The sequence below is a fragment of the Acinetobacter sp. ACNIH3 genome (assembly GCF_002918965.1).
GTDB classification, from domain to species: domain Bacteria; phylum Pseudomonadota; class Gammaproteobacteria; order Pseudomonadales; family Moraxellaceae; genus Acinetobacter; species Acinetobacter schindleri.
Map to the genome: position 1 here is coordinate 1 of NZ_PQLP01000012.1, position 24,078 is coordinate 24,078.

The following is a 24,078-nucleotide window of genomic DNA, read 5'->3' on the forward strand; positions in this document are numbered from 1 at the left end:
CATATAAACCATTATCTCCCTATAGCTTATTTTATTTTTATTTATTAAGTTAGTATAATCCACCCTTAAATCTAATTATCCACATTTCCAACTTATCAAAGAAAATTAATAATCAACAAATAATTAATTATTTTTAAACCCAATAATTTACATTTCTAAAAATAAAAATATAAAAACACCATTCAATTTGAGTGGTTTTTTCCTTTAAATCAAATGATCCGAGAAATTAATTTTACTCTTTATAACGATCTTGTTTTCTTGAATCCAAGGTATGAACGAGTAAAAAACATTGTTTTGTACGAAGTGTAAGGAGACAAAGCACTGCTTTGAATGAAGTATAAGAAGCGAAAGCACACTGTTTTCATCTATTTGAGGCATGAAGTTCAACTCAAATAAATCAGTTTTGTTTTTTACGAGACATCAAAAAAGCCCCTGTTGAAAACAAGGGCTTTTAGACTTAGAAATTAGAACTTAGTTCTTTTCTTTGTCTACAATCTTGTTCGCTTGAATCCAAGGCATCATCGCACGAAGTTTGTTACCCGTTACTTCGATACCGTGAGCAGCATTTTGACGACGACGTGCAGTCATAGATGGGTAGTTCAACGCACCTTCTTGGATGAACATCTTCGCATATTCACCTGATTGAATACGTTTAAGTGCATTGCGCATTGCTTCACGAGACTGTTCGTTAATAACTTCAGTACCCGTTACATATTCGCCGTATTCAGCGTTGTTAGATACTGAGTAGTTCATGTCCGCGATACCGCCTTCGAACATTAAGTCAACGATCAATTTAAGTTCGTGTAGACATTCGAAGTAAGCCATTTCAGGTGCATAACCCGCTTCAACCAAAGTTTCGAAGCCCATTTTAACCAATTCAACAGCACCACCACAAAGAACTGCTTGCTCACCAAATAAGTCAGTTTCAGTTTCTTCACGGAAAGAAGTTTCGATGATACCTGTACGGCCGCCACCAACACCTGATGCATAAGAAAGCGCAACGTTACGAGCGTTACCAGAAGCATCTTGATGAATAGCGATCAGGTCAGGAACACCTGAACCACGTTGATATTCAGAACGCACAGTGTGACCAGGCGCTTTAGGCGCAACCATGATTACGTCAAGATCAGCACGTGGAACAACCTGGTTGTAAAGAACAGAGAAACCGTGAGCAAATGCAAGAGTCGCGCCTTCTTTGATGTTTGGCTCGATTACGTCACGATAAAGTTGTGCTTGGAACTCGTCTGGAGTCAAGATCATCACTACGTCAGCTTGAGCAACAGCAGCAGGAACTTCAGCAACTTTAAGACCAGCGTTTTCAGCTTTTTTCCAAGAAGTAGAACCAGCGCGAAGACCTACAGTTACGTCTACACCAGAATCTTTAAGGTTAAGCGCGTGCGCGTGACCTTGTGAACCATAACCAATGATCGCTACTTTCTTAGATTGGATGATAGATAAGTCGCAGTCTTTATCGTAAAAAATTTGCATTGCTGTCTCCGCTTAATGCTTGTTTGTCTGTTTAACCAGGCAGTGAATCTTGTATTTACACTGCCTGATACCCCCTTCTTTTTAGGGTGAGGAAATACTTTAAAATTAGATTGTCAGTACTTTTTCGCCGCGTGCGATACCCGAAACACCTGAACGAACCACTTCTAAAATGGTATGTTCCGCAAGTGCATCAATAAACGCATCCACCTTTTCAGTTGTACCTGCAATTTGAATGGTATAAGTCGTTGGCGTTACATCAACAATCTGACCACGGAAAATATCGGCAGTACGTTTGATTTCATCACGCGATGAACCGAGTGCTTTGATTTTAATGAGCATCAGTTCACGTTCAATATGCGCACCTTCTGACAGATCCACTACTTTTACCACTTCAACTAATTTATTCAGCTGTTTAGTAATTTGTTCGATCTTGTGATCATCGCCATAAGTGGTCAATGTCAAACGAGAAAGTGTTGGATCTTCAGTTGGCGCAACGTTCAATGTTTCGATGTTGTAGCCACGTTGTGAGAATAAACCCACTAAACGGGAAAGCGCGCCTGCTTCGTTTTCAACAAGTACAGAGATGATATGTCTCATGCTGTGCGCTCCCCTTTTGCCAACCACATATCCTGCATTGACTGACCTGCAATAAGCATCGGATAAACGTGCTCAGAGCGATCAACCATTACGTTAATAAATACGCACTTATCATTGATTGCCATCGCCTCTTCAAGCTTAGACTCAAGCTCATCTGCATGATCAATCTGAATACCAACATGACCATAAGCTTCCATCAATTTTGCAAAGTCCGGCAATGACTCTACATAAGAGCTAGAGTGACGACCTTCATAGTTCATATCCTGCCACTGTTTTACCATACCCAATGCACGGTTGTTCAGGCACAGAATTTTCACGTTCAAGCCGTATTGCTTACAGGTTGAAAGCTCCTGGATACACATCTGGATCGATGCTTCACCAGTAATACACACCACTTGCTGATCCGGAAATGCAAGCTTAGCCGCCATTGCATATGGCAGACCTACGCCCATCGTTCCTAAACCACCTGAGTTGATCCATTGACGTGGACGCTTGTAGCGATAGTGCAATGCGCCGAACATCTGGTGCTGACCCACGTCAGAGGTGATGATCGCTTCGCCATTGGTCACTTTGTCGAGCGCACGAACTACTTGTTGAGGCTTCATCGAACCATCAGTCGGTAGATCAAACTTCAAGCAGTTCACTTGACGCCATTCATCAATTTGCTTCCACCATGCCGCAATCGCTTCAGGATTTGGCTTGGACACATTCATCTGTTTCAGCTGGTTTAGCATTTCGTTTAGTACAGGCTCTACTGCACCCACGATTGGAATGTGCGCCATGATGGTTTTAGAAATTGTCGCTGGGTCAATATCAATGTGAATGACTTTGGCATTTGGACAGAATTTCGCAGGATTATTGGTTACACGGTCATCGAAACGCGCACCAATACACAGAATCACGTCTGCATTGTGCATGCTCATGTTGGCTTCGTAAGTACCGTGCATACCGAGCATGCCCAGGAACTGTGGATCATCGCCCGGGAATGCACCAAGACCCATCAAGGTATTGGTTACTGGGAAGCCCAACAGATGTGCAAGTTCAGTCAATTGTGCTGAAGCATTGCCTTGAACCACACCACCGCCAGAATAAATCACCGGGCGTTTAGCATGAATCAGTTCGTCAATCGCTTTACGAATTTGACCTGAATGACCACGGTATGGTGGCTGATACGAACGCATCTTCACTTTTTCAGGATATTCGTAAGCAAATTTCTCTGCTGGATTGGTCGCATCTTTCGGAATATCAACAACGACTGGACCTGGACGACCAGAAGCAGCGATATAGAATGCTTTTTTGATAATTGCCGGAATTTCGCTGGCATGACGAACCTGGAAGCTGTGCTTTACAATCGGACGGGAAATACCAACCATGTCCGTTTCCTGGAACGCATCCTCACCAATTAAGTGACTTGCAACCTGACCAGACAGGATCACCATTGGAATGGAATCCATATAAGCTGTTGCAATTGGAGTTACGGTATTGGTTGCGCCCGGACCTGATGTCACAAGCACGACACCAGTTTTACCTGTTACGCGCGAGTATGCATCTGCCATATGGCCGGCAGCTTGTTCGTGACGTACGAGGTAATGATTAATTTTGTCTTGTTGAAATAGCGCGTCGTAGATATGTAGAACTGCGCCGCCTGGATATCCAAAAACATGTTCAACGCCTTCATCCGCTAATGCGCGAACGAGCATTTCACCACCAGATAAAAGTTCCAACGTGATTCACCCTAATATTATTCACTGCACAAATGGGAGGCATTTGCAGTGTTCATTCATTAACTGTCTGCACTGTTATAGCACATAAATTTCATAGTTTTCATAGCAATAGGAAAAAAAATCTGGTCTCTTTACTGTTCGAGCAATACAAGACCTAAAACATGTTGGGATAAACATATTTTGCTTAGCTTTGTTCAATTTCTCGGCTAGAGAAATCGCCCACTGCATGAAATGACACTTATTCGAAGGGTGATCGATCTAAGGCATATAAAACTACTGCAGCATTCTTGTGTTTTCAGTCTGTAAAGTCAAGTTCAAAAAACACTCTGTTTCATCTAGCTTATAGGGTTTTTGCTGTTTTTCTAAACTTTTATTCAAGATATAGCTTTATAGACCCTCTTTATCTAGCAAAAATATTTAATAAAATCATTATTATAAATATTTATTTCTATAAAATTTTAGTATGCCTTATATAAAAAAAATGAATGAATTTTTCTATTTTTTGATTTTAATGTTTATAAATAAATTTACTTATTGGTCTGTTTATATTTTCTTCAATTAGCTTTTTCTGCATTTATTACGAAAAGTCCATAAAAATACTCCTTTAATTATTTAAACTGACTACAATATGCACAACCTGAATGCTGAAACTGCAAAGGATCGATAACCATGAGACGTTCACTGTTTGCCATGTTAACAAACACCCTTCTACTCTGTTTTATGAGTGGAAACACCATGGCAAATCAATACTATAAATGGGTCGATGCCAAGGGAGTAACGCATTACACCAAAACACCACCGCCAAAAAATGCAAAAAAAGCAGGTAAAGTGGAAACTTATGGCTGGAAAAATTCAGCCCCAACCCCTCTTAGAAGTGCTGAACCTGCTGAACAAACTGAGCACGCATCTCAAGAACAGCTGCAACAATCGCCTCAAGCTCCAGCGAATCAAGACCAGCAGCAACGCGAAGCGAACGAAGCCTTGCAACAATCTAAAAAGCGTGCAGTCGCTTTATAAGGCATCCCTTTAATAGGACAGTCGTTTTTTCTTCGGGAAATGTGAGTGCAAAATTCACTATAAGTGCATTTTGCGCTATGCTGTGCCTCATAATTTTTTAACCGTTCTCTTGTATTACGTATATGACTACTCACATTGACTCAGAATACCAAGCCAGTGCGATTGAGCCTCAAGTCCAACAGGACTGGGAATCGCAGAAAGCCTTTAAAGTTGCCGACACTGTAGAAGGTCCACGTCGTTATATCCTCTCGATGTTCCCTTACCCAAGTGGCAAACTGCATATGGGTCATGTGCGTAACTATACGATTGGTGACGTGATCAGCCGTTTCCACCGTTTAAAAGGTGAAACTGTGCTTCAACCAATGGGTTGGGACGCTTTTGGCTTACCTGCGGAAAATGCAGCAATTGCGCATCAGGTTGCCCCTGCAAAATGGACCTTTGAAAACATTGATTACATGCGTAATCAGTTGAAAAAGTTAGGTCTTGCAGTGGACTGGGATCGTGAATTCGCAACCTGCACACCTGAATACTACCGCTGGGAACAATGGTTATTTGTTCAGCTTTATAAAAAAGGCCTGATCTACCGTAAACTTTCAACCGTGAACTGGGATCCAGTCGATCAAACAGTTCTTGCCAACGAACAAGTTGAAAATGGTCGCGGCTGGCGTTCAGGTGCATTGGTAGAAAAACGTGATATTCCAATGTACTACTTCCGCATCACAGACTATGCGCAAGAATTATTGGATGACCTAGACACACTTAAAGATGGTTGGCCACAACAAGTCTTGACCATGCAACGTAACTGGATTGGTCGCTCGCAAGGTATGGAAATTACCTTCCCTTCAGCAAATCCTGAAGTTTACTCAGATGGTCTAACTGTATTTACCACACGTGCCGACACCTTGATGGGTGTGACTTATGTTGCTGTTGCAGCAGAACACCCAATGGCGCTAAAAGCGGCTGAAACGAATCCTGAATTAAAAGCATTTATTGAAGAATGCCGTATGGGTTCTGTGGCAGAAGCGGATCTTGCCACTGCCGAGAAGAAAGGCATAGCAACAGGTTTGTCAGTTAAGCACCCTGTAACAGGTGAACAAGTTCCAGTTTGGATCGCAAACTATGTGTTGATGTCATACGGTTCAGGTGCGGTGATGGCGGTACCTTCACACGATGAACGTGACTTCGAATTTGCCAACAAATATGGCTTAACCATCAAGCAAGTGATTGATGCCAAAGGCGCAGATGATGCGGACTTTGATGCAACACAATGGCAAGAATGGTACGGTTCGAAAGAAGGCAAATTGGTCAATTCAGGCGAATTTGACGGTTTAGATTTCCAAGGCGCATTTGATGCATTCTTAGCGAAACTTGAGCCACAAGGTCTTGCGAATGTAAAAGTTCAATTCCGTTTACGTGACTGGGGCGTCTCTCGTCAGCGTTATTGGGGTTGTCCAATTCCAATGATCAACTGCTCAACGTGTGGTCAAGTGCCAGTGCCTGAAGATCAACTTCCTGTTGTACTTCCAACTGATGTGGTGCCAGACGGTTCAGGCAACCCATTGAACAAAATGCCTGAGTTCTACGAAACTAAATGTCCTTGTTGTGGTGGCGATGCACGTCGTGAAACCGATACGCTAGACACATTCGTAGAATCATCTTGGTACTATGCACGTTATGCATCTCCAGACTTTACCAATGGCATGGTGAAACCTGAAGCGGGTCAAACCTGGCTTCCTGTCAACCAATACATCGGTGGTGTTGAACACGCGATTCTGCATTTGCTTTATGCACGTTTCTTCCACAAATTGATGCGTGATGAAGGCGTGGTACAAGGTAACGAACCATTCACTAACCTTTTAACACAAGGTATGGTGCTTGCTGATACCTATTACCGTGAAGCAGAGTCAGGCAAGAAAACATGGTTTAACCCTGCGGACATCGAGCTTGAAAAAGACGAAAAAGGTCGTATCACTTCTGCGAAATACAAAGAAGATGGTCAAGACGTTATCGTTGGCGGTCAAGAGAAGATGTCGAAATCGAAAAACAACGGGATCGACCCGCAAGCGATTATTGACCAATACGGCGCAGACACTGCACGTGTATTCATGATGTTTGCTGCACCACCTGATCAATCTCTTGAATGGTCAGATGCAGGTGTGGAAGGTGCAAACCGTTTCTTGAAACGTGTATGGCGTTTGGCAACGGGTTTCCTTGAACAAGGTAACAATGTATCAGCTATTGATAAAGCTACGCTTTCTACTGCTGCGCAAGACTTACGCCGTAAAACGCATGAAACCATCCAAAAAGTGGGTGATGACATCGAACGTCGTCATGCATTTAACACTGCCATTGCAGCGATGATGGAACTTCTGAACGCAAACAATAAGTTTGAAGCGAAAGATGACAATGACGTGGCTGTTGCTCGTGAATCGATCATCACGCTTTTGACTTTACTTGCACCGTTTGCACCACACTTAAGCCAGACTTTATTGGCGCAGTTTGGTATTGAGTTAACTTCTGCTCAATTCCCAAGCGTTGATGAGTCTGCATTGACACGTAATACACAAACCATCGTGGTTCAGGTCAACGGTAAACTTCGTGGCAAGCTTGAGGTGTCTGTTGATGCATCTAAAGACGACATTCTTGCACAAGCGAAAGCATTGCCAGAAGTTCAACAATTCTTGACGGGTCCAACCAAGAAAGAAATTGTGGTGCCGAATAAGTTAGTGAATTTGGTGGTTTAATATCCTCAAGTTCCCTCTCCTATTAGGAGAGGGTTAGGGAGAGGTAATTTGAAAAAATCACCTCATCCTCTTGCGGAATATATTCCTCATCCCAGAGGGAGAAGGAACTTTATAAAGGATTTCACAATTCCCAAACAAAGCCCGTTGCCAGTCAACGGGCTTTGACTTTACAATCCCCTACAGAATTTCAATATTTTCCCATTTTGGAAAAACAGAGGACAGCGCATGCATTTGGGCAAACGTTTAGCAGTAATTGTTTTAACTTGTGGTCTGAGTGCAGGCTTAGTCGGCTGTGGCTTCCATCTTAAAGGTAATAATCCGAGCTCCGCACCTGTTACTTACTCTGTCATGAGCCTGTCTTTACCGCCCAATACTGAAGAACTGCAAGAGAAGCTGGCAGTTTACCTCGGTGCTGCAGGCGTACAGCTAAGTAATGCACCCAATGCTTATGTGTTACGTGTCTTGGATTATACCCCTCGCCGTCTAGAACTGAACGGTAAACTGGTAGAAACATTATTACGTCTCAATGTGACCTTCCGTATTGAAGATGCACGAGGTAATCCTGTGACTGAACCGCGTACGATCGTCGCGACCCGTACTTATCAATATGATATCGAGACAGTAAATACTGATGACCAGGAACAGGTTTTCCTGAAACAGGTTCTCATTGATGATGTAGCACAACAGATTGCGCGTCAGATATCATCAAATCGCCTACCATTGGCAAATCCTGAAACTCCTACTCAACCGGCACAATAAGACTGAACCATGAAAATTGATTACCTTCAGGCATTAAAACGTGTCTCCGATGCTCGCGGTGCCTGGGTGTTACATGGTCAGGAACCTCTGCTTGAGCAGAACTTGATGGATGCTTTTCGTACCAGCTGGCAACAGCGGGAAGTTGAACGTCAGCGCTATGATGTCAGTTCGGTCAGTGACTGGAAAAATGTCTTTAATGCATTAAATAGTTTGTCTCTGTTTTCGACTCAATTAGCGGTTGAAGTACATGGCAACATCAAGCCGGACGCTAGTGGCATCAAGCTATTAAAAAGCTATTTGCAGCAGGACAGTGACAATTTATTGCTGATCATCATGCCTAAACAGGATAGTAGCAGCCTGAAATCCAGCTTTTTCCAGGTCATGGATGCCAATGGCGTCAATGTCTCTCTGACAGCCAATTATCCGCGCGACCGTCAGCAAATTTTGTCAGTTGAGGCAGAAAAGCTCGGCATTAAACTTGCCAATGATGCCTGGGTATGGCTGGAACAACACCATGAGCATAACCTGCTGGCAGCCAAAAATAGTCTGATGCGTGTTAGTGATACCTTTGCTGAGATCGATGTAATCCAGGTGGATCATCTGTATGCCTGCCTGCAAGATCAATCACGTTATAGTACCTATGACCTGAGTGATGCCTTGCTAAATGGCAATCTGGCACAATCGATTAAAATTTTTCAGTATCTGATTGCTTCTGGTGAGCCATTGAGCTTAATTCTGTGGAGTATCAGCAAGGAAATGCGTTTGTTAATGCAGCTGTTTGAACAGCCACAAAATGCGCTACAGATCGGTATCTGGAAAACCAAAGTGAGCCTATATCAACAGGCTTTACGTCGACTTAGCCCACAAACCTTTTTATCTTGGCCAGCCCTGTTATTAAGAATTGATGCTTCTATCAAAGGATTAGGGCATGAAAACCCTGAATATCTGGTGCAGCAAGTCATTGCCAGTATGTGTGGCAAAACTTTATTTCATTAAGAACTTAATCATCAGATAAATAAAATAATAATCATTCTTATTTGTTAAAAAATTCACGATTTATCCTTAATTCGCTTTTATAATCATTCACATATCTCTGACTTAAATCTGTTCACTATGCCAAAAATAAAACCGTCCAAACTGATCATGGCAGTAGTAATTGCCATTGCACTTATAGCCACCGGGTGGTATTTCCTCAAACCTGAAGAACAGCCAACACAATACATTACTGCTGAGGTGACTCAGGGAGATATTGAAAACTCGGTACTGGCAACAGGTGTACTGGAAGCCACCAAAATGGTCAGCGTCGGTGCGCAGGTTTCTGGTCAGGTGAAAAGAATGTATGTGCAACTGGGCGATCAGGTTAAACAGGGTCAGTTAATTGCTCAAATTGATTCTGTACGTCAGGAAAATGATTTAAAAACTGCTGAAGCCAGTATTAAAAACCAGATGGCACAACTTGCTGTGCGACAAGCAAATCTGGCCAAAGTTGAAGCGGAATATAACCGTCAGAAAGCCATGTATGCACAGGATGCGACTTCCCGTTCAGAGCTGGAATCAGCCTTGGCAAATTATAAGACAGCACAAGCGGACATTACTGCAATTAATGCTCAGATTGAACAGTCACGTTTAACTTTAGCCACTGCAAAAGAAGATCTGGGCTATACCCAAATCGTGGCACCGATGGATGGCACCATTGTGGCAATTGTGACTGAAGAAGGCCAGACCGTAAACGCGAACCAGAGTGCACCGACCATTGTGAAGCTGGCAAAACTTGACACCATGACCATCAAAGCCGAGATTTCTGAAGCAGATGTCATGAAAGTTGAAGAAGGCCAAACGGTTTATTTCACTACCCTAGGCAACAGTGAAAAGAAAATCTACGCGAAACTACGTCAGGTAGAACCAGCACCGAATTCAATTAATACCGATACCAATACTTCAAGTTCATCTTCTAGTTCTGCAGTGTATTACAACGCCTTGTTCGATGTACCGAATGAAGATGGCAAACTTCGTATTGATATGACGGCGCAAGTCTATATTGTGCTGGATGAAGCACGAAATGTATTGACCATTCCAGCCGCTGCGATTCAAACCTCTAACCGTCCACAACGTCCAAATCGTGGTGAAGGTACTCAAGAAACACGTGGCGAGGGTCGTTCACGCAGCGAAGAGTCTGCTGCTCGTGATGAAAGCCGTGCCGACAATGCAAAAGGTGAGCGCCCTGCCCGTCTGGAACTTTCTGATGCAGAACGTGCTTTGATTGAACAAGGGAAAGCTCAACGTGCCATGGTTCGTGTATTACAAGCGGACGGTACTGCAAAACCGACCCCAGTGCTGATTGGTCTGAATAACCGTGTGACAGCGCAAGTGATTAAAGGCTTGAAACGTGGTGATCAAGTGGTTATTGCCGATGGTTCAGACACTTCAAATGACAGTGCTAAACGAAGTGGTGGTGGTCGTAGTGGCGCCGGCCCAATGAGAATGTAAGCATGAATCAACAACAACAGCCTCTGTTAGAGGTCAAGAATCTGATTCGTGAATTCCCTGCGGGTGAAAGTACGGTTCAAATTCTCAAGGGTGTTAACCTCGAAATCTATCCCGGCGAGCTGGTTGCCATTGTTGGTCAGTCCGGTTCAGGTAAATCAACCTTAATGAACATTTTGGGTTGTCTGGATAAGCCCACTGCTGGCAGCTATAAAGTCAAAGGGCGTGAAACCCGTGAGCTGGAAGCGGACGAGTTGGCCCAGTTACGCCGTGAATACTTCGGCTTTATTTTCCAGCGCTATCATCTTCTTGGTGACTTGAATGCTGCAGGCAACGTTGAAGTGCCTGCCATTTACGCGGGTGCGGACTCAACTGAACGTCATGAGCGTGCTGTCAAATTGCTGACTGATTTGGGGCTAGGTAAAAAAACCGAAAACCGTCCAAGTCAGTTGTCTGGTGGTCAGCAGCAGCGTGTTTCAATTGCTCGGGCCTTAATGAATGGTGGTGACGTTATTCTTGCCGATGAACCAACAGGGGCATTGGATAAGAATAGCGGTATTGAAGTAATGCGCATTCTGCGCGAGCTGAATGCCAAAGGTCATACCATTATTCTGGTCACACATGATCATAATGTGGCCAAGAATGCGACCCGTATTATTGAGATTTCAGACGGTAATATTATTTCTGACCAGCAGAATGTACCTGAAGTCGATGATGGTTTTACAAAGCAAACGCTAGAACGCAGTGAACAGAAGAAAATCTCCAGCTGGCGTTCAGCAGTAGATCGTCTCGGTGAAGCATTCCGTATGGCGCTACTGGCCATGAATGCCCACCGCATGCGAACCTTTCTGACCATGCTTGGGATTATTATCGGGATTGCCTCCGTGGTTTCCGTGGTTGCGCTGGGTAACGGCTCGCAAAAACAGATTCTGGAAAATATTAGCAGTCTCGGGACCAATACCATTACTGTATTCCAGGGCCGCGGCTTCGGGGATAATTCACGGTCCTCCCAAGCCAAAACCCTGATTCCTGCCGATGCAGATGCTCTGGCAGAACAGCCTTATGTTGATGGTGTGAGTCCATCGGTCAACAGCAGTGTCACTGGACGGTATAAAGAGATCGAAGCTTCAACCACCGTCAACGGCGTCAGTGAAGACTTCTTCTATGTCAGAGGCATGACTTTTAAGTCCGGTCAGCCTTTTGATAAGGAAAGTGTTACGGAACAGGCCCAAGATGTGGTCATTGATACCAATACCCAAAACACTTTCTTCAAAGATGGTACCAATCCGGTTGGACAAGTGATTCTGCTGGGTAGTGTACCAACCCGAGTGATTGGGGTCATTGATGCGCAAAAAGGCATGATGGGCAACAATGATACGCTGAATGTATACCTGCCTTATTCAACTGTTATGAGCCGTATGCTGGGGCAGTCCAATGTGCGTCAGATCATTGTACGTATTAAAGATGAGTACCCAAGTGCCGCGGCTGAAAATGCGATCCTGAACTTACTGGTACAGCGCCACGGTGCGCAGGATGTATTCACCCAGAATGCGGACAGTATTCGTGAAACCATTCAGCAGACAACCCAGACCATGACCTTGCTGATTTCTGCAATTGCAGTCATTTCTCTGGTCGTCGGTGGTATTGGCGTGATGAACATCATGCTGGTGTCGGTAACAGAACGTACCCAGGAAATTGGGGTACGTATGGCTGTTGGTGCTCGTCAAAGTGATATTCTGCAGCAATTCCTGATTGAAGCAGTACTGGTGTGTATTCTGGGCGGTATTTTGGGTGTGCTGCTATCCCTCGGTATTGGTCAACTCATTACCCATTTTGCTGGAGGTACTTTCCAGATGGCTTATTCGACCACTTCAATTGTGGCAGCTTTTATCTGCTCTAGTCTGATCGGTATTGTGTTCGGCTTTATCCCGGCGCGTAATGCAGCACGACTGAATCCTGTCGATGCTCTCTCTCGAGAATAAGGAATCTGATATGCAAATGAATTTAACCAAACTTGCCAGTGCCCTGCTCCTCGGGAGTTCACTGGTGGGATGCGCAGCTGTGGTAAAAACACCTTATGAACAGCCAAGCATAGCTGTGCCTGGCAGTTTTCAGAATAATACTGCGCTAAGTAAGCAGATTTATGATGATGTCCTGGCTGATCAATGGTGGACCTTATTTAAAGATCCTCAACTGAATACGCTTGTCGAGGATGTATTATCACGCAATAGCAACCTTGCAGTAGCCGGGATTAACCTGCAACAGGCACGTATTCAGGCCAGACAAACGCAAAGCCAGCAAGGTATACGCATTGGTGATGCACGTGTTTCAACTGGTCGTCAGTTTAGTCTGGATGGTGACGGGGACCGTTCTACTGGGATTTCACTAGGTTATCCTGGTCTTAGTTATGAGCTGGATCTATTTGGCAAGCTTGCCAATCAGACTGAAGCAGCCCGTTGGGAAGCTCGTGCTACTGAACAAGACTTGCAGGCAACGGCGCAAAGCCTGATTGGAACGACTGCACAGCTTTACTGGCAATTGGCTTATTTAAATGAGCGCTATAGTGTCGTACAGCAGAACCTGGCAACGGCCCAGAAGACTTATGACCTGGTACGGGTACAGTATCGTGCTGGTGCAGTTTCCGGACTAGATCTGACCCAGGCTGAACAGGCAATCCAGAGCCAGCAAGCTACTTTAAGTCAGATCGAGCAACAACGCGTTGAAACACGTACCGCACTTGCAGTCCTTATGAATATGCCGGTGCAGCAGCTTTCTATTCAGGAACCACAACGCCTGCCGAATATTGCCTTGCCTGCGATTGCAGCGGGTTTGCCTGCAAGTCTGCTGTCACGTCGTCCAGACTTAAATGCTGCTGAATTGCGTTTACGTAAAGCGCTCGCCAATAAAGATGCTAACAAGGCTAGCTATTATCCATCAATTAGTCTGACCGGTAGCTTAAGTACGGGTATTGGTACCAGCACGTCTTTGTCAGATGCGCTAAAAAATCCGGTTGCAACATTGGGCGCAGGTCTCACCTTGCCCTTCCTGCAATGGAATGACATGAAGCGTGATCTACAAGTGAATGAACTGGAATATGAAAAAGCAATTCTGCAATATCGCCAAACCATTTATGAAGCTTTTGCCGATGTAGAAAATGCCCTGTCAAATCGTACTGAGCTGACGAAACAGGTCGAGCTACAGCGTCGCAATGTCGAGCTGGCAGAGAAAACAGAACGTTTGACTGAAGTGCGTTATCGTAATGGTGCAGTTGCCTTGAAGAACTTACTTGATGCGCAGGAAACCACACGTAATGCGCGCCTCAGTCTGGTACAAACGCGTCAAAATCAATACAACGCTTATGTCACTTTGCTGCAGGCGCTAGGTGGTAGTCCAATCAAGCAATTACCATAATATCTTCAAATAAAAAAACCGCTGCCGAGGCAGCGGTTTTTTTATGCCAGTCTATTTTTCATTTGCAGATAGGCATTTAAATTGTTTAGCTGTTCCTGTGAAGCCGCATGTCCTAGCAGACTTCCCTTCTCTAGCCATGCTCGGGCAAGCGTTACATCACGATCTACACCAATGCCCTTGGTGTATACACGTCCCAGATGACTATAAGCGTCAGCATTTACCTGTGCAGCAGCTTTATGATAGAACTGGATCGCTTGATCCATATTAGCTTCAACGCCAATACCGTGTTCCATCACTTCCCCGAGCGCATTCAAGGCCATGGCATTTTGCTGGGCAGCTGCCTGCTTTAAATAATTCAGACCTAAAGCAGTCTCTTGCTCTACGCCTTCACCTTTAAGATAACTCATACCAAGCTGTGCTTGTGCCTGTGCATGACCTAACTGAGCCGCTTGATGCAAATAGCGTTTAGCCTGATCTTCATCAATAATAAATACTGGATATTGACCTGACAGTGCCTGATACAAATACCAGGCGGCATCAGCCGAACCTTTGCTTACGGCCTGATTCAGATATTGAATGGCCTTATCACGGTTGGGCAATGGATACTCAGGCAGGCTATAGAAGCGTCCAACGATATAAATTAGATCCGCTTCAGATTGTGTATTAATATTCCAGTGCTGCTGCGCGTTCTGCTGAATGATTTGCGTGGCTTTAGCGGTATCTTTAACTGTACCAATACCATGCAGATAGCACAGTGCGAGACCCATCTGGCTATAGAAATAAGCTGGATCAATTCCGGCAGCAGCCTGATACAGGCTAAACGCTTTTTCAGGCTCATTTGCGACCAGATAAGACTCATAATATAATGCTGCAATCATGCACAAAGCTTGAGGAAACTGAGTATTCGCAGCCTCGCTCCAATAGCGAAAGGCCATGGTTTCATTCTTATCGACAAACCAGCCATAAAAATAGGCTAAACCAAGTAAAGTTTTGGCTTGAGCATCTTTATGCTCATAAGACAGCTGTTGCAAATGCTGCAAGATCCGCTGCCGCTGATCAACATCAATCGTACCTAGCAATACACCAGCATAATAATCATACAAACCATTCTGATCGCCCAAATTAACGCTTTGTTTAATGAAGCGTAAGGCTTTTGAATGATCCTGTGGTAATAGCTCACCACTTGCATACAGTTGTGCAATCTGTTGGGTTGCTTCGAGATGATCTTGCTGCGCGGCCAGAAACAGATAATGGATTCCCAAGCTTAAATCTTGGGTAGTACCCTCTGCCAAATAATATTGTGCCAACTGGTACTGTGAACCAGAGTGTCCCTGATCTGCATTCTGAATCAGCAGTTGTAGACGATGCTGTTCTGCCGCATCCTGAGTGGGTTCGGACAATTCGGTGATTCGATATTGGGCTTCCAGATTACCTCGTGCCACGGCATGACGATACCAATACAGTGCTTTTTCGCGATCTCGATGCTGATAGTGATCATCTTCAAAGACCTGACCCAAATGGTAAGCAGCTTCATCACTGCCAAGACGGAATGCATTTTCAAACAGATTAATCGCATTTTCGGTACTTGGCGGACGCCCCAAACCTTTGATTTGCATCAGCCCCATACCAACATAGGCCTGAGGGATTTCCTGCTGCTGAGCCAGATCCTGATAGATCTGATAGGCACGCTCATAATTCGACTGCTGTCCTTCAGTACTGAGACGAGCCGCGTGCTTGAGCTGGGCCTCAATCTGTTCAATCCATAGGTCATGTTGCACTGCCCTGGCTTGATCTCGTGTTACCGGGTCAGGACGCTTCCACATCCAGATCCCTAACGCCACGATTCCCAAAATCAGCACCAGTAAGAACCACATAGCTGCTCCCTGATATTGTTTTTTGTTATATGAATATAGTTTTCATTCTAAACGCAGGCACAAAAAAAGCACAGTAACTGTACTTTTTTATTTTGTATATCAGGCTTTTGCTCGCTTCATATCCAGCTTTTTCAACACTTCTGATACTGCAACCATGGCAAAACTGGAAGTCACCACTACCGCTGAACCATAGCCACCGCAACGTAAGCCCGCGCTTGGACAGACATCGGCACTGGAGAAGGGATTGTCGATTGAATAAACACAGGTGATGCCAAATTTTTCTTTCGGTTTTTTACAGATACCTTTTGCACGTAATTGCGTACGTAATTTTGCCAGCATCGGGTCCTGTTCAGTTTTGGATAAATCAGCCACCCGGATTTTTAATGGGTCCAGTTTACCGCCTGCTCCACCCGAGACAATCAGAGGAATTTTATTGAAACGGCAATGCAGCATCAAAGCAAATTTAGCTTTTACATCATCAATACAGTCCAGAATGATGTCAGGATTACCTGCCAGGATTTCTTTGACATTTTCAGGCGAGAGATAGTCATCAATCAAGTTTACTTTAATACGTGGGTTAATCGCACGGCAGCGTTCTGCCATGATTTCAATCTTTTCACGGCCTAAGGTGGTCGTCATCGCGGGTAACTGACGATTGATATTCGATGCCGCCACTACATCCATATCAACAATAGTTACTTCACCGATGCCGGTACGTGCCAGTGCTTCGACTGCCCATGAACCGACACCGCCAATTCCAATCACCATCACGTGACTGTTTTCATAATGATGAAAGCTGTCATCGCCATAAATTTTGGCTACACCGGCAAAGCGGCGGTCATATTCATCATCTTGAAGCAGGTCAGTCATAGGTCATCAATAGCAAGAAAAACATCGGGGCATTTTAGCAAATTCGCAGCCGGTTGACTGCCACTAAAATTCAGACACAAATTCAGTCAAAAAACTATTCTTTAACCATCCATAAAAAGCTTAAAATCGATCAAATTCTATTCACCAGTAAAATCATCACAATAGATCTTTTTCATAAATCAAAACATGATCGTTATATTCATATTTAAATGGATATTGAAAGCTCCTTCTCCCTCTTGAATGAGAAGTATTACTTCGCAAGAGGAGGGAGATTTCTTAGATATAACCTTTTCCTTGCGCAGCAGTACTACTCATCTCCTACAAAGAGAGCAGAATTTCATTTTAATGATTAAAAAATGATTTATGAAAGAACCCTAATAACCAGAATATTTTAATCCTTCTCAGCTTATAGGGAGTCAGGTCAGTATGCTATTTAACGCTCTTTATGCACTCATGGTTGTTCTGTTCCTGCTTTATCTTTATGGCTTAGTTTTCAAAAAGCAGAAAAATTATTATATCAGTATCATGATTCGCTTACTGACTTTGGGATTATTTGCTTTAATTGTCTTTGATCAACATGAAACCCAGATCCATCTTGCTTTGGTCCTGCTCACCTGGGTACTGTTTGAAAGCAGCGACAATTTTTATAATAAAAGACTCTCTTCAAGTAAATAAAAAAGAGGCTTTACGCCTCTTTTTCAATGTCCGGATTACTTGTTCATAATGAAAAAATATTCACGATAGTATTTCAGTTCAGCAATTGAATCACGAATATCATCCATCGCCAGATGTGAAGCATTTTTCTTAAGACCACTCATGATTTCCGGACGCCAGCGTTTTGCCAACTCTTTCACTGAAGACACATCCAGGTTACGGTAATGGAAATATTGCTCCAGTTCTGGCATCAGACGATGCAAGAAGCGACGATCCTGACAGATCGAATTACCACACATGGGTGATACTTTTGGATTGACCCATTTTTTCAGGAATTCAATGGTTTGTTGTTCAGCATCTTGTGCAGTAAGCTTGCTGCGACGCACACGCTCCACCAGACCCGATTGTCCATGTTGACGGGTATTCCATTCATCCATGGCATTGAGCACACGATCCGACTGATGAACTGCAAGGACAGGACCTTCGGCAAGAATATTTAAATTGTCATCGGTTACAATCGTTGCAACTTCAATAATCTGGTCATTGTCTGTATCCAGACCTGTCATTTCCAGGTCGATCCAAATCAGGCGGCTATCCGGGGTGCTGCTCATAAATGTGCAATCTTATTAGGCTATAAAACATTTATAGTAGCAAATTTATTACGTCGATGCTGTAACTGACACCCTGCTTCATGCTATTTTTGCCATCTCGCTCCCATGGTTTTTTAGGATTTGAATGGCTTTAATACGTAAACGTCGTTTAACTGAACAACAACAACGTCGTATTCAAAAACAGCACAAAACGCGTCAGGAAGAGGCGGATACCTCCCAAGACCTGGAAGGACTGGTCGTGCAGCATTATGGTCGACAGCTAGAAGTCCAGGCGCTTTCGGTTCCTGAACTGCATCCTGAAAAACCGGTGGTGGCTGAAGGTGAACCTGAACCCTTCTGGAAAGAAATTGAAATGGGCAGCGTGTGGCGCTGTCATACCCGTACTAACCTTGAATTGCTGGTCACAGGTGACCGGGTCAAATGGCAGGCTGATCCAAATACTGGCTTGGGAATTATCACTGCGATTCATCCGCGTAAATCACTGCTGACCCGACCTGACCGTTATCACAAGGTTAAACCGGTCGCAGCCAATATTTCCCTGATTGTGATTGTATTTGCACCATTGCCTGAGCCAGCGCCAGGCCTGATTGATCGTTATCTGGTGGCTTGTGCCGATGCAGAGATTCCCGCACTACTAGTCCTGAATAAATCAGACTTGCTCAAGGAAAATGATCCAATTCTGGAACTGCTCAAAGAATATGAAAATCTGGGTTATGAAGTCATGCAGACCCAGTCTGATGGAGATCTGACTGAACTTTCTGCGCGTCTCAATGATGAAACAGTCGCATTTGTGGGGCAATCAGGTGTAGGCAAAAGCACCCTGATCAATGCCATCGTGCCGGATGCAGCTCAAAAAACGAATGTTATTTCTGAAAACTCGGCATTGGGTCAGCATACAACAACTTCAACACGCCTGATCTCCTTTGGTGATGGCGCAGCGCTGATTGACTCTCCGGGGATTCGTGAATTTGGCCTGTGGCATTTGACTTTAGACAAGGTACAAACCGGTTTTCCAGAGATTGAAAATCTGCTAGGGCACTGTCAGTTCCGTAACTGCACGCATAAACATGAAAAGCAATGTGCTTTACGTCAGGCAGCAGATTCAGGTGAAATTTTGCCGCGTCGTTTGGACAGCTATCTGCGATTAATTGATGAAATCACGGAAGCTCAACAAAAAAATTGATATTCTTAAGCTTTAGCCCTTGAAGCGGTGATTTTGATCACCATATTTATGAGCTATACTCTTGGCAATTTTGAAATTGTAATTAGGTGAATTGTGGAACGTTGGTTCGAGTTTATGGGGAATCACCCCTTTTTGTTTGGTGCACTTGCAGCATTGGTGGTTTTGTTCTTCATTATCGAAGGTCAACGTAACGGTCGTAAAATTTCTCCGCAATCGCTGGGAATTTTGGTTAAGGCAAAAAATGCCATGCTGATCGACCTGCGTGATGCCAAAGATTTCCGTGAAGGTCATATCAGCGGTAGCCGTAATATTCCATACAGCCAAATTACCAAACATGTCGAAGAGTTAAAAACAGCAGATCGCCCATTGGTGTTCATTTGTAATCTTGGGCAAGTTGCAGGTACTGCGCTACAACAGGTCGGTCATGCAGATGCTTACCGTCTTGATGGCGGCATCAGCAACTGGAAAGCCCAAGGCTTACCTCTGGTGAAAAGTAAATAATTTACGATCAGGAGATTCATTCATGGCTGAAGTCATTATCTATTCAACGACTGTGTGTCCATACTGTGTCCGTGCAAAACAGCTCCTTGAGCGTAAGGGCGTAGAATATAAAGAAATCAATCTGTCTAAAGAAGATCCGCAGGTTCGTCTTGATTTGATGCAACGCACCAACCACCGTACCGTGCCACAGATTTTTATTAATGAACAATTTATCGGCGGTTTTGACCAGCTTTATGCTTTAGAGCGTGAAGGCAAACTCGACGAATTACTGGCTTAATTGCCCTTTAATTATCACCTCATATTAAGGATTAAAGAATGAGTGAAGAACAACAAGCTCAACCACAATTGGCATTAGAGCGTATTTACACTAAAGACATTTCTTTTGAAGTACCTGGGGCACAAGTTTTTACCAAGCAATGGCAACCTGAGCTGAACATCAATCTGTCTTCTTCTGCAGAAAAGATTGATCCAACTCATTTTGAAGTCGCTTTAAAAGTGGTAGTACAGGCAAACAACGAAGGTGATACAGCATTTATCGTTGATGTCACTCAAGCAGGTATCTTCCTGATTGATAGCGTTGAAGAAGAGCGTCTGCCTTACATTCTTGGTGCGTACTGTCCAAACATCCTGTTCCCATTCCTTCGTGAAGCAGTGAATGATCTGGTCACTAAAGGTAGCTTCCCACAGTTACTGCTTACACCGATCAACTTTGATGCTGAATTCGAAGCTAACATGCAACGTGCGCAAGCTACTGCTGTTGAAGGTCAGGCTTAATCGTTTGATCTTTAATCAAAAAAGACCGCAATTGCGGTCTTTTTTATGGTCTGTTTATAAGTTATTTAAAGGCTTGATGCCCCTGCTTTTTAATCTCATCCATTTTCACGGACAAATTCTGAGCTTCCTGTAACTGCTTAGCAGCAACCAGCTGTTCTGCCTTTTTAATCTCTTTTAGCAAATCCTTTAGCAATCCCTGATAGGCCACTACATGTGCATCTTCGGCTTTCAGTTTTTGCAGCTTGGATGGTAAATGTTTCTGGTAGCTTTCTACAGTTTGCTGCATGATCTGTAATGCTGCTTGTGCCTCTTTAGAATCCTCTGCAGCTTTAAATTTTTTCAAATTTTTATCCAAGTCACGCATGCTGTAATGCTGGTGCTCTTCTACTGCCATAGCCGAAGTTCCCAGACCTAAGCCTATGATGAAAATGATGTTAACCCATTGTGATTTAAACATGGTTATTTTCCTGATTTTTTTTGTTTTAAGCATCTTAATGGCAAAGTATTAAAAGATAAATTATCTTCATCCTATTTTTTAAACTTGATGTCATCAGATTTACATCATTGTCCATTAGCATAAAAAATAAAAACCCCTCAATTGAGGGGTTTTCTTTGCTTGAAATAAGTATTAAAAATCTTATTCTGCATCCAGCATCAGCTCTGCACTCATGCCAACCGTATTATAACCGGCATCAACATACATGATTTCGCCAGTGATGCCATTTGCCCATGGTGAGCACAGGAATAATGCAGCATTACCAACATCTTCAATGGTGACATTACGTTTAAGCGGAGCCACTTTTTCATTCAGATCCAGCATTTTACGGAAAGATTTAATGCCAGACGCTGCAAGGGTACGGATTGGACCAGCTGAGATGGCATTAACGCGGATACCGTCTGTGCCCAAGCTAGATGCCAGGTAACGTACACCCGCTTCTAGTGATGCTTTCGCCAGACCCATTACGTTGTAGTTCGGCATCACGCGCTCAGAACCTTGATAAGTCAGAGTGAGTAGACAACCTTGGCGTGCAGCTAAAAGTGGCTTTGCAGCACGTGCCATCGCGATAAAGCTATAAGCACTGATGTCATGTGCAATCTTGAAACCTTCACGATCCGTCACATCTGTAAAATCACCGTCTAAGGTATGTGCAGGTGCAAAACCGATTGAATGCACGACTCCATCCAGACCATCCCAATGTTTTGCCAGTTCTGCAAATGCATGGTCAATTTCTGCATCTACCGCCACATCACAAGGAAATACCAATTCAGAACCGAATTGTGCAGCAAAATCATCTACACGTTTTTTCAGCTTTTCATTTGGATAGGTAAAAGCAAGTTCTGCACCTTCACGGTGTAATGCCTGAGCAATACCAAAAGCAATTGATAATTTACTTGCAATACCTGCGATCAGGAAGCGCTTACCCGCCAATAGTCCTTGTGCCATGTGAATCTCACTCAAAATAATTTATATGCATGATGCCAAGTCTAAAGCATTTTAGAAATTGCATAATGCGCCTTTTTTCATTGGATCATACATTGAAATACAGTTTTCGACTGATGCAAGGATTTTATATTAGATATCCAGATGCAAAGCCTGATGGGTATTTTTCCAGAGCTGTTCTGCCAGTTCCTCTTGATCCATATGCAAACTTTTAGCCAGTCCTTGCAGCACATAGGGCAGATTTGCAGGCGTATTGCGGGTACGCTGTTCAGTAGAATGCTGACAACATAAGGGCGTCATGTCTGGACAATCGGTTTCAAGGACCAGATGTTCCGTGCCCATCTGCTGTACCACCTGATGCAGTTTTCTGGCATTGGAATTGGTAATTTGTCCTGTCACCCCAATCTTGAAACCCAGTTTGACAAAAGCCTTGGCTTCTTCAATCCCACCACCAAAGGCATGCGCAATACCGCCTTGTTGAAATTGATGCTCTTTCAATATTTTGAGTACTTCCGCATGGGATTTACGGATATGCAGTAAAATCGGTTTGTCATATTGCTGTGCCAGTTCAATCTGAGCAGCAAAAAAGTCTTTCTGCTTCTGGAAAATTTCTGCTTGCTTATGCTGTTTCAGAAACGTATCCAGACCGATTTCACCAATGGCAATACAGTCTTCAGTTTGCAGGACCTGCTCTAAATCCTGCAAATGATCCTGCTGATGTTGCTCGATATAAAAAGGATGTAAGCCGGGGGCTAAATAGCTCCTTGGCGCATCGGCAAGATCATTTAAAAAATGCTGGGTTTGAATCAGGTCCTGAAAACGCTGCTGTAAAAAACCGATCAGGATTAGCCCTTCCACGCCTGCCTTTTTAGCGGCATAAGCTAACTGTTCCCGATCATGATCAAAATCAGGAACATCGAAGTGGGTATGCGTATCAAACAGTTTTAGGCTCATTTTGCAACTTGAGCTTCTGAAGCAGCCTGTTCAGTTTTCGGCAGATACTCTGGTTTTAAGATTCCCTGTAAATCACTATAAGGAATATTTAAACGCGGCAAGCCGACCACATAAGGTCCAATTTCATATTCTGCATATTGCAGTGCCAGACCTTGTTTGGTCAGGAAGAAATTATCCGTTAACTTGAATTTCCAGGCCTGCTCGTATTCTGCAACATCAGTTGCCAGCTCTGAATCAATTACCCAGGTTTTAAAGGCGTCATGCGCTTTGGCTTCCAGCTGCGCCTTTTGTTTTGGCAGGACAATATCATCCAGTTTGACCAGCTTTTTACTATCCAGGTCAAAGTTATAATAGTTCTGTGCAGTAGAACCATGTGCCCCACCCAGATAATGTGTGCTATTTAATACTACTGTTGCCAGCGGATTTCCAGGATTCAGGATCTTCGGCTTGATCATCAGGCTAATACTGTGATTGGCACTGAGTGCTTTCAGCTCCTTGTCCAGATTCAGGAAAGTCTGCATATAAGGAATAGTCTGCTTTTCCAGCTGCTGACGTGCACTGAGCTGGGGTTGAGTTACAGCTGCCTCTGAAGCTGCGGATTGAACAGGTGTTGGCTCACTGGCAGCTTGTACTTTCGCTGACGTAATCGCATCAACATCAAGCATACCCTTCAGTCGGGCTAAAATCTGTTGATCAATAAATTCATCAATAAAACGCTGATTACTATTCAGACGTTCAATGGTGATTTCAGGACAGCTTTTACCATCACATTCCGGGAGATCCAGGTTAAGCTTTTCGGTTTCACCCTTGAGCTGGACGATTTCAGGCTCTGCCTGAGTGACTTCCGGTGGATTAACCTCTTTGGCTTCCTTTTCTCGAGGTTGACAGGCAGTCAACAGAATCGCTGTCGCCAGTACAGACAGGCCGAATATCTTGTTATATTTTGGCATTCAATAACCTTTTGTGTTACATCACATTCCACCCGTTCTCGG

22 protein-coding genes are annotated in these 24,078 nt (G+C 43.8%); 12 read left to right on the forward strand and 10 right to left on the reverse strand.

What is annotated here, in order from left to right:
- Positions 1–471: 471 nt before the first annotated feature.
- The 3 genes from ilvC to C3420_RS07145 form a co-directional block, all read right to left on the reverse strand.
- Positions 472–1,488: a ketol-acid reductoisomerase gene (gene ilvC, locus C3420_RS07135; protein ID WP_004813124.1), complete on the reverse strand. Its 1,017-nt coding sequence runs from the start codon at positions 1,486–1,488 to the stop codon at positions 472–474.
- Between the two features lie 105 nt (positions 1,489–1,593).
- Complete coding sequence (gene ilvN, locus C3420_RS07140; protein WP_103801057.1) at positions 1,594–2,085, reverse strand: acetolactate synthase small subunit; 492 nt, start codon at positions 2,083–2,085, stop codon at positions 1,594–1,596.
- Positions 2,082–3,809, reverse strand: coding sequence for an acetolactate synthase 3 large subunit (locus C3420_RS07145; protein ID WP_004813127.1), 1,728 nt, complete (start codon positions 3,807–3,809; stop codon positions 2,082–2,084). Before C3420_RS07145 ends, ilvN begins: the two co-directional genes overlap by 4 nt.
- Before the next feature lie 690 nt (positions 3,810–4,499).
- Between C3420_RS07145 and C3420_RS07150 the strand changes: the two genes are divergently transcribed.
- The 7 genes from C3420_RS07150 (at position 4,500) to C3420_RS07180 (ending at position 14,224) form a co-directional block, all read left to right on the forward strand.
- A complete protein-coding gene (locus C3420_RS07150; protein WP_228152949.1) occupies positions 4,500–4,826 on the forward strand; it encodes a DUF4124 domain-containing protein in 327 nt (108 codons plus the stop codon).
- A 122-nt stretch (positions 4,827–4,948) separates the two neighbouring features.
- Positions 4,949–7,570, forward strand: coding sequence for a leucine--tRNA ligase (gene leuS / locus C3420_RS07155; RefSeq protein WP_103800328.1), 2,622 nt, complete (start codon positions 4,949–4,951; stop codon positions 7,568–7,570).
- 225 nt (positions 7,571–7,795) lie between these two features.
- Positions 7,796–8,329, forward strand: a complete 534-nt coding sequence (locus C3420_RS07160; protein ID WP_071320455.1) for a hypothetical protein — start codon at positions 7,796–7,798, stop codon at positions 8,327–8,329.
- Positions 8,330–8,338: 9 nt separating this feature from the next.
- Entirely contained in the window at positions 8,339–9,325 is a 987-nt protein-coding gene (holA, locus tag C3420_RS07165; RefSeq protein ID WP_103800327.1) for a DNA polymerase III subunit delta, read from the forward strand.
- Between the two features lie 117 nt (positions 9,326–9,442).
- Positions 9,443–10,816 carry a MacA family efflux pump subunit gene (locus C3420_RS07170; RefSeq protein WP_005220935.1) on the forward strand — a complete coding sequence of 458 codons (1,374 nt, stop codon included), beginning with the start codon at positions 9,443–9,445 and terminating at the stop codon, positions 10,814–10,816.
- Positions 10,817–10,818: 2 nt separating this feature from the next.
- Positions 10,819–12,795, forward strand: coding sequence for a MacB family efflux pump subunit (locus C3420_RS07175; RefSeq protein ID WP_103800326.1), 1,977 nt, complete (start codon positions 10,819–10,821; stop codon positions 12,793–12,795).
- A 10-nt stretch (positions 12,796–12,805) separates the two neighbouring features.
- Positions 12,806–14,224 (forward strand): efflux transporter outer membrane subunit, encoded by a 1,419-nt coding sequence (locus tag C3420_RS07180; RefSeq protein WP_103800325.1) that lies wholly within the window; start codon positions 12,806–12,808, stop codon positions 14,222–14,224.
- Positions 14,225–14,265: 41 nt separating this feature from the next.
- On the opposite strand, the gene C3420_RS07185 is transcribed toward C3420_RS07180, so the two are convergent.
- Both C3420_RS07185 and C3420_RS07190 read right to left on the reverse strand, forming a co-directional pair.
- Positions 14,266–16,098 carry a tetratricopeptide repeat protein gene (locus C3420_RS07185; protein WP_103800324.1) on the reverse strand — a complete coding sequence of 611 codons (1,833 nt, stop codon included), beginning with the start codon at positions 16,096–16,098 and terminating at the stop codon, positions 14,266–14,268.
- A gap of 99 nt (positions 16,099–16,197) precedes the next feature.
- Positions 16,198–16,968, reverse strand: a complete 771-nt coding sequence (locus tag C3420_RS07190) for a ThiF family adenylyltransferase (protein ID WP_103800323.1) — start codon at positions 16,966–16,968, stop codon at positions 16,198–16,200.
- A gap of 426 nt (positions 16,969–17,394) precedes the next feature.
- Between C3420_RS07190 and C3420_RS07195 the strand changes: the two genes are divergently transcribed.
- A complete protein-coding gene (locus tag C3420_RS07195; RefSeq protein WP_004813139.1) occupies positions 17,395–17,643 on the forward strand; it encodes a hypothetical protein in 249 nt (82 codons plus the stop codon).
- A 35-nt stretch (positions 17,644–17,678) separates the two neighbouring features.
- Here C3420_RS07195 and orn read toward each other — a convergent pair whose 3' ends face one another.
- The gene (gene orn, locus C3420_RS07200) at positions 17,679–18,233 is read right to left on the reverse strand and encodes an oligoribonuclease (protein ID WP_004813140.1); all 555 of its coding nucleotides are present in this window, start codon (positions 18,231–18,233) and stop codon (positions 17,679–17,681) included.
- Between the two features lie 124 nt (positions 18,234–18,357).
- On the opposite strand from orn, the gene rsgA reads away from it, so the two are divergent.
- From rsgA to secB, 4 genes are all read left to right on the forward strand, one after another.
- A complete protein-coding gene (rsgA, locus tag C3420_RS07205; RefSeq protein WP_004813141.1) occupies positions 18,358–19,416 on the forward strand; it encodes a small ribosomal subunit biogenesis GTPase RsgA in 1,059 nt (352 codons plus the stop codon).
- 93 nt (positions 19,417–19,509) lie between these two features.
- Positions 19,510–19,917 carry a rhodanese-like domain-containing protein gene (locus tag C3420_RS07210; RefSeq protein WP_004813143.1) on the forward strand — a complete coding sequence of 136 codons (408 nt, stop codon included), beginning with the start codon at positions 19,510–19,512 and terminating at the stop codon, positions 19,915–19,917.
- Positions 19,918–19,939: 22 nt separating this feature from the next.
- Positions 19,940–20,194, forward strand: coding sequence for a glutaredoxin 3 (gene grxC / locus C3420_RS07215; protein WP_004813145.1), 255 nt, complete (start codon positions 19,940–19,942; stop codon positions 20,192–20,194).
- Positions 20,195–20,232: 38 nt separating this feature from the next.
- Positions 20,233–20,691, forward strand: a complete 459-nt coding sequence (gene secB, locus C3420_RS07220) for a protein-export chaperone SecB (RefSeq protein WP_004813149.1) — start codon at positions 20,233–20,235, stop codon at positions 20,689–20,691.
- Positions 20,692–20,752: 61 nt separating this feature from the next.
- On the opposite strand, the gene C3420_RS07225 is transcribed toward secB, so the two are convergent.
- The 4 genes from C3420_RS07225 to C3420_RS07240 form a co-directional block, all read right to left on the reverse strand.
- Positions 20,753–21,148 (reverse strand): cytochrome b562, encoded by a 396-nt coding sequence (locus tag C3420_RS07225; protein WP_103800322.1) that lies wholly within the window; start codon positions 21,146–21,148, stop codon positions 20,753–20,755.
- Between the two features lie 180 nt (positions 21,149–21,328).
- Positions 21,329–22,135: an enoyl-ACP reductase FabI gene (locus C3420_RS07230; RefSeq protein ID WP_004813155.1), complete on the reverse strand. Its 807-nt coding sequence runs from the start codon at positions 22,133–22,135 to the stop codon at positions 21,329–21,331.
- Between the two features lie 129 nt (positions 22,136–22,264).
- Positions 22,265–23,086: a TatD family hydrolase gene (locus C3420_RS07235; RefSeq protein ID WP_004813158.1), complete on the reverse strand. Its 822-nt coding sequence runs from the start codon at positions 23,084–23,086 to the stop codon at positions 22,265–22,267.
- Positions 23,083–24,036: an RsiV family protein gene (locus C3420_RS07240; RefSeq protein WP_004813160.1), complete on the reverse strand. Its 954-nt coding sequence runs from the start codon at positions 24,034–24,036 to the stop codon at positions 23,083–23,085. Before C3420_RS07240 ends, C3420_RS07235 begins: the two co-directional genes overlap by 4 nt.
- Between the last annotated feature and the right edge of the window lie 42 nt (positions 24,037–24,078).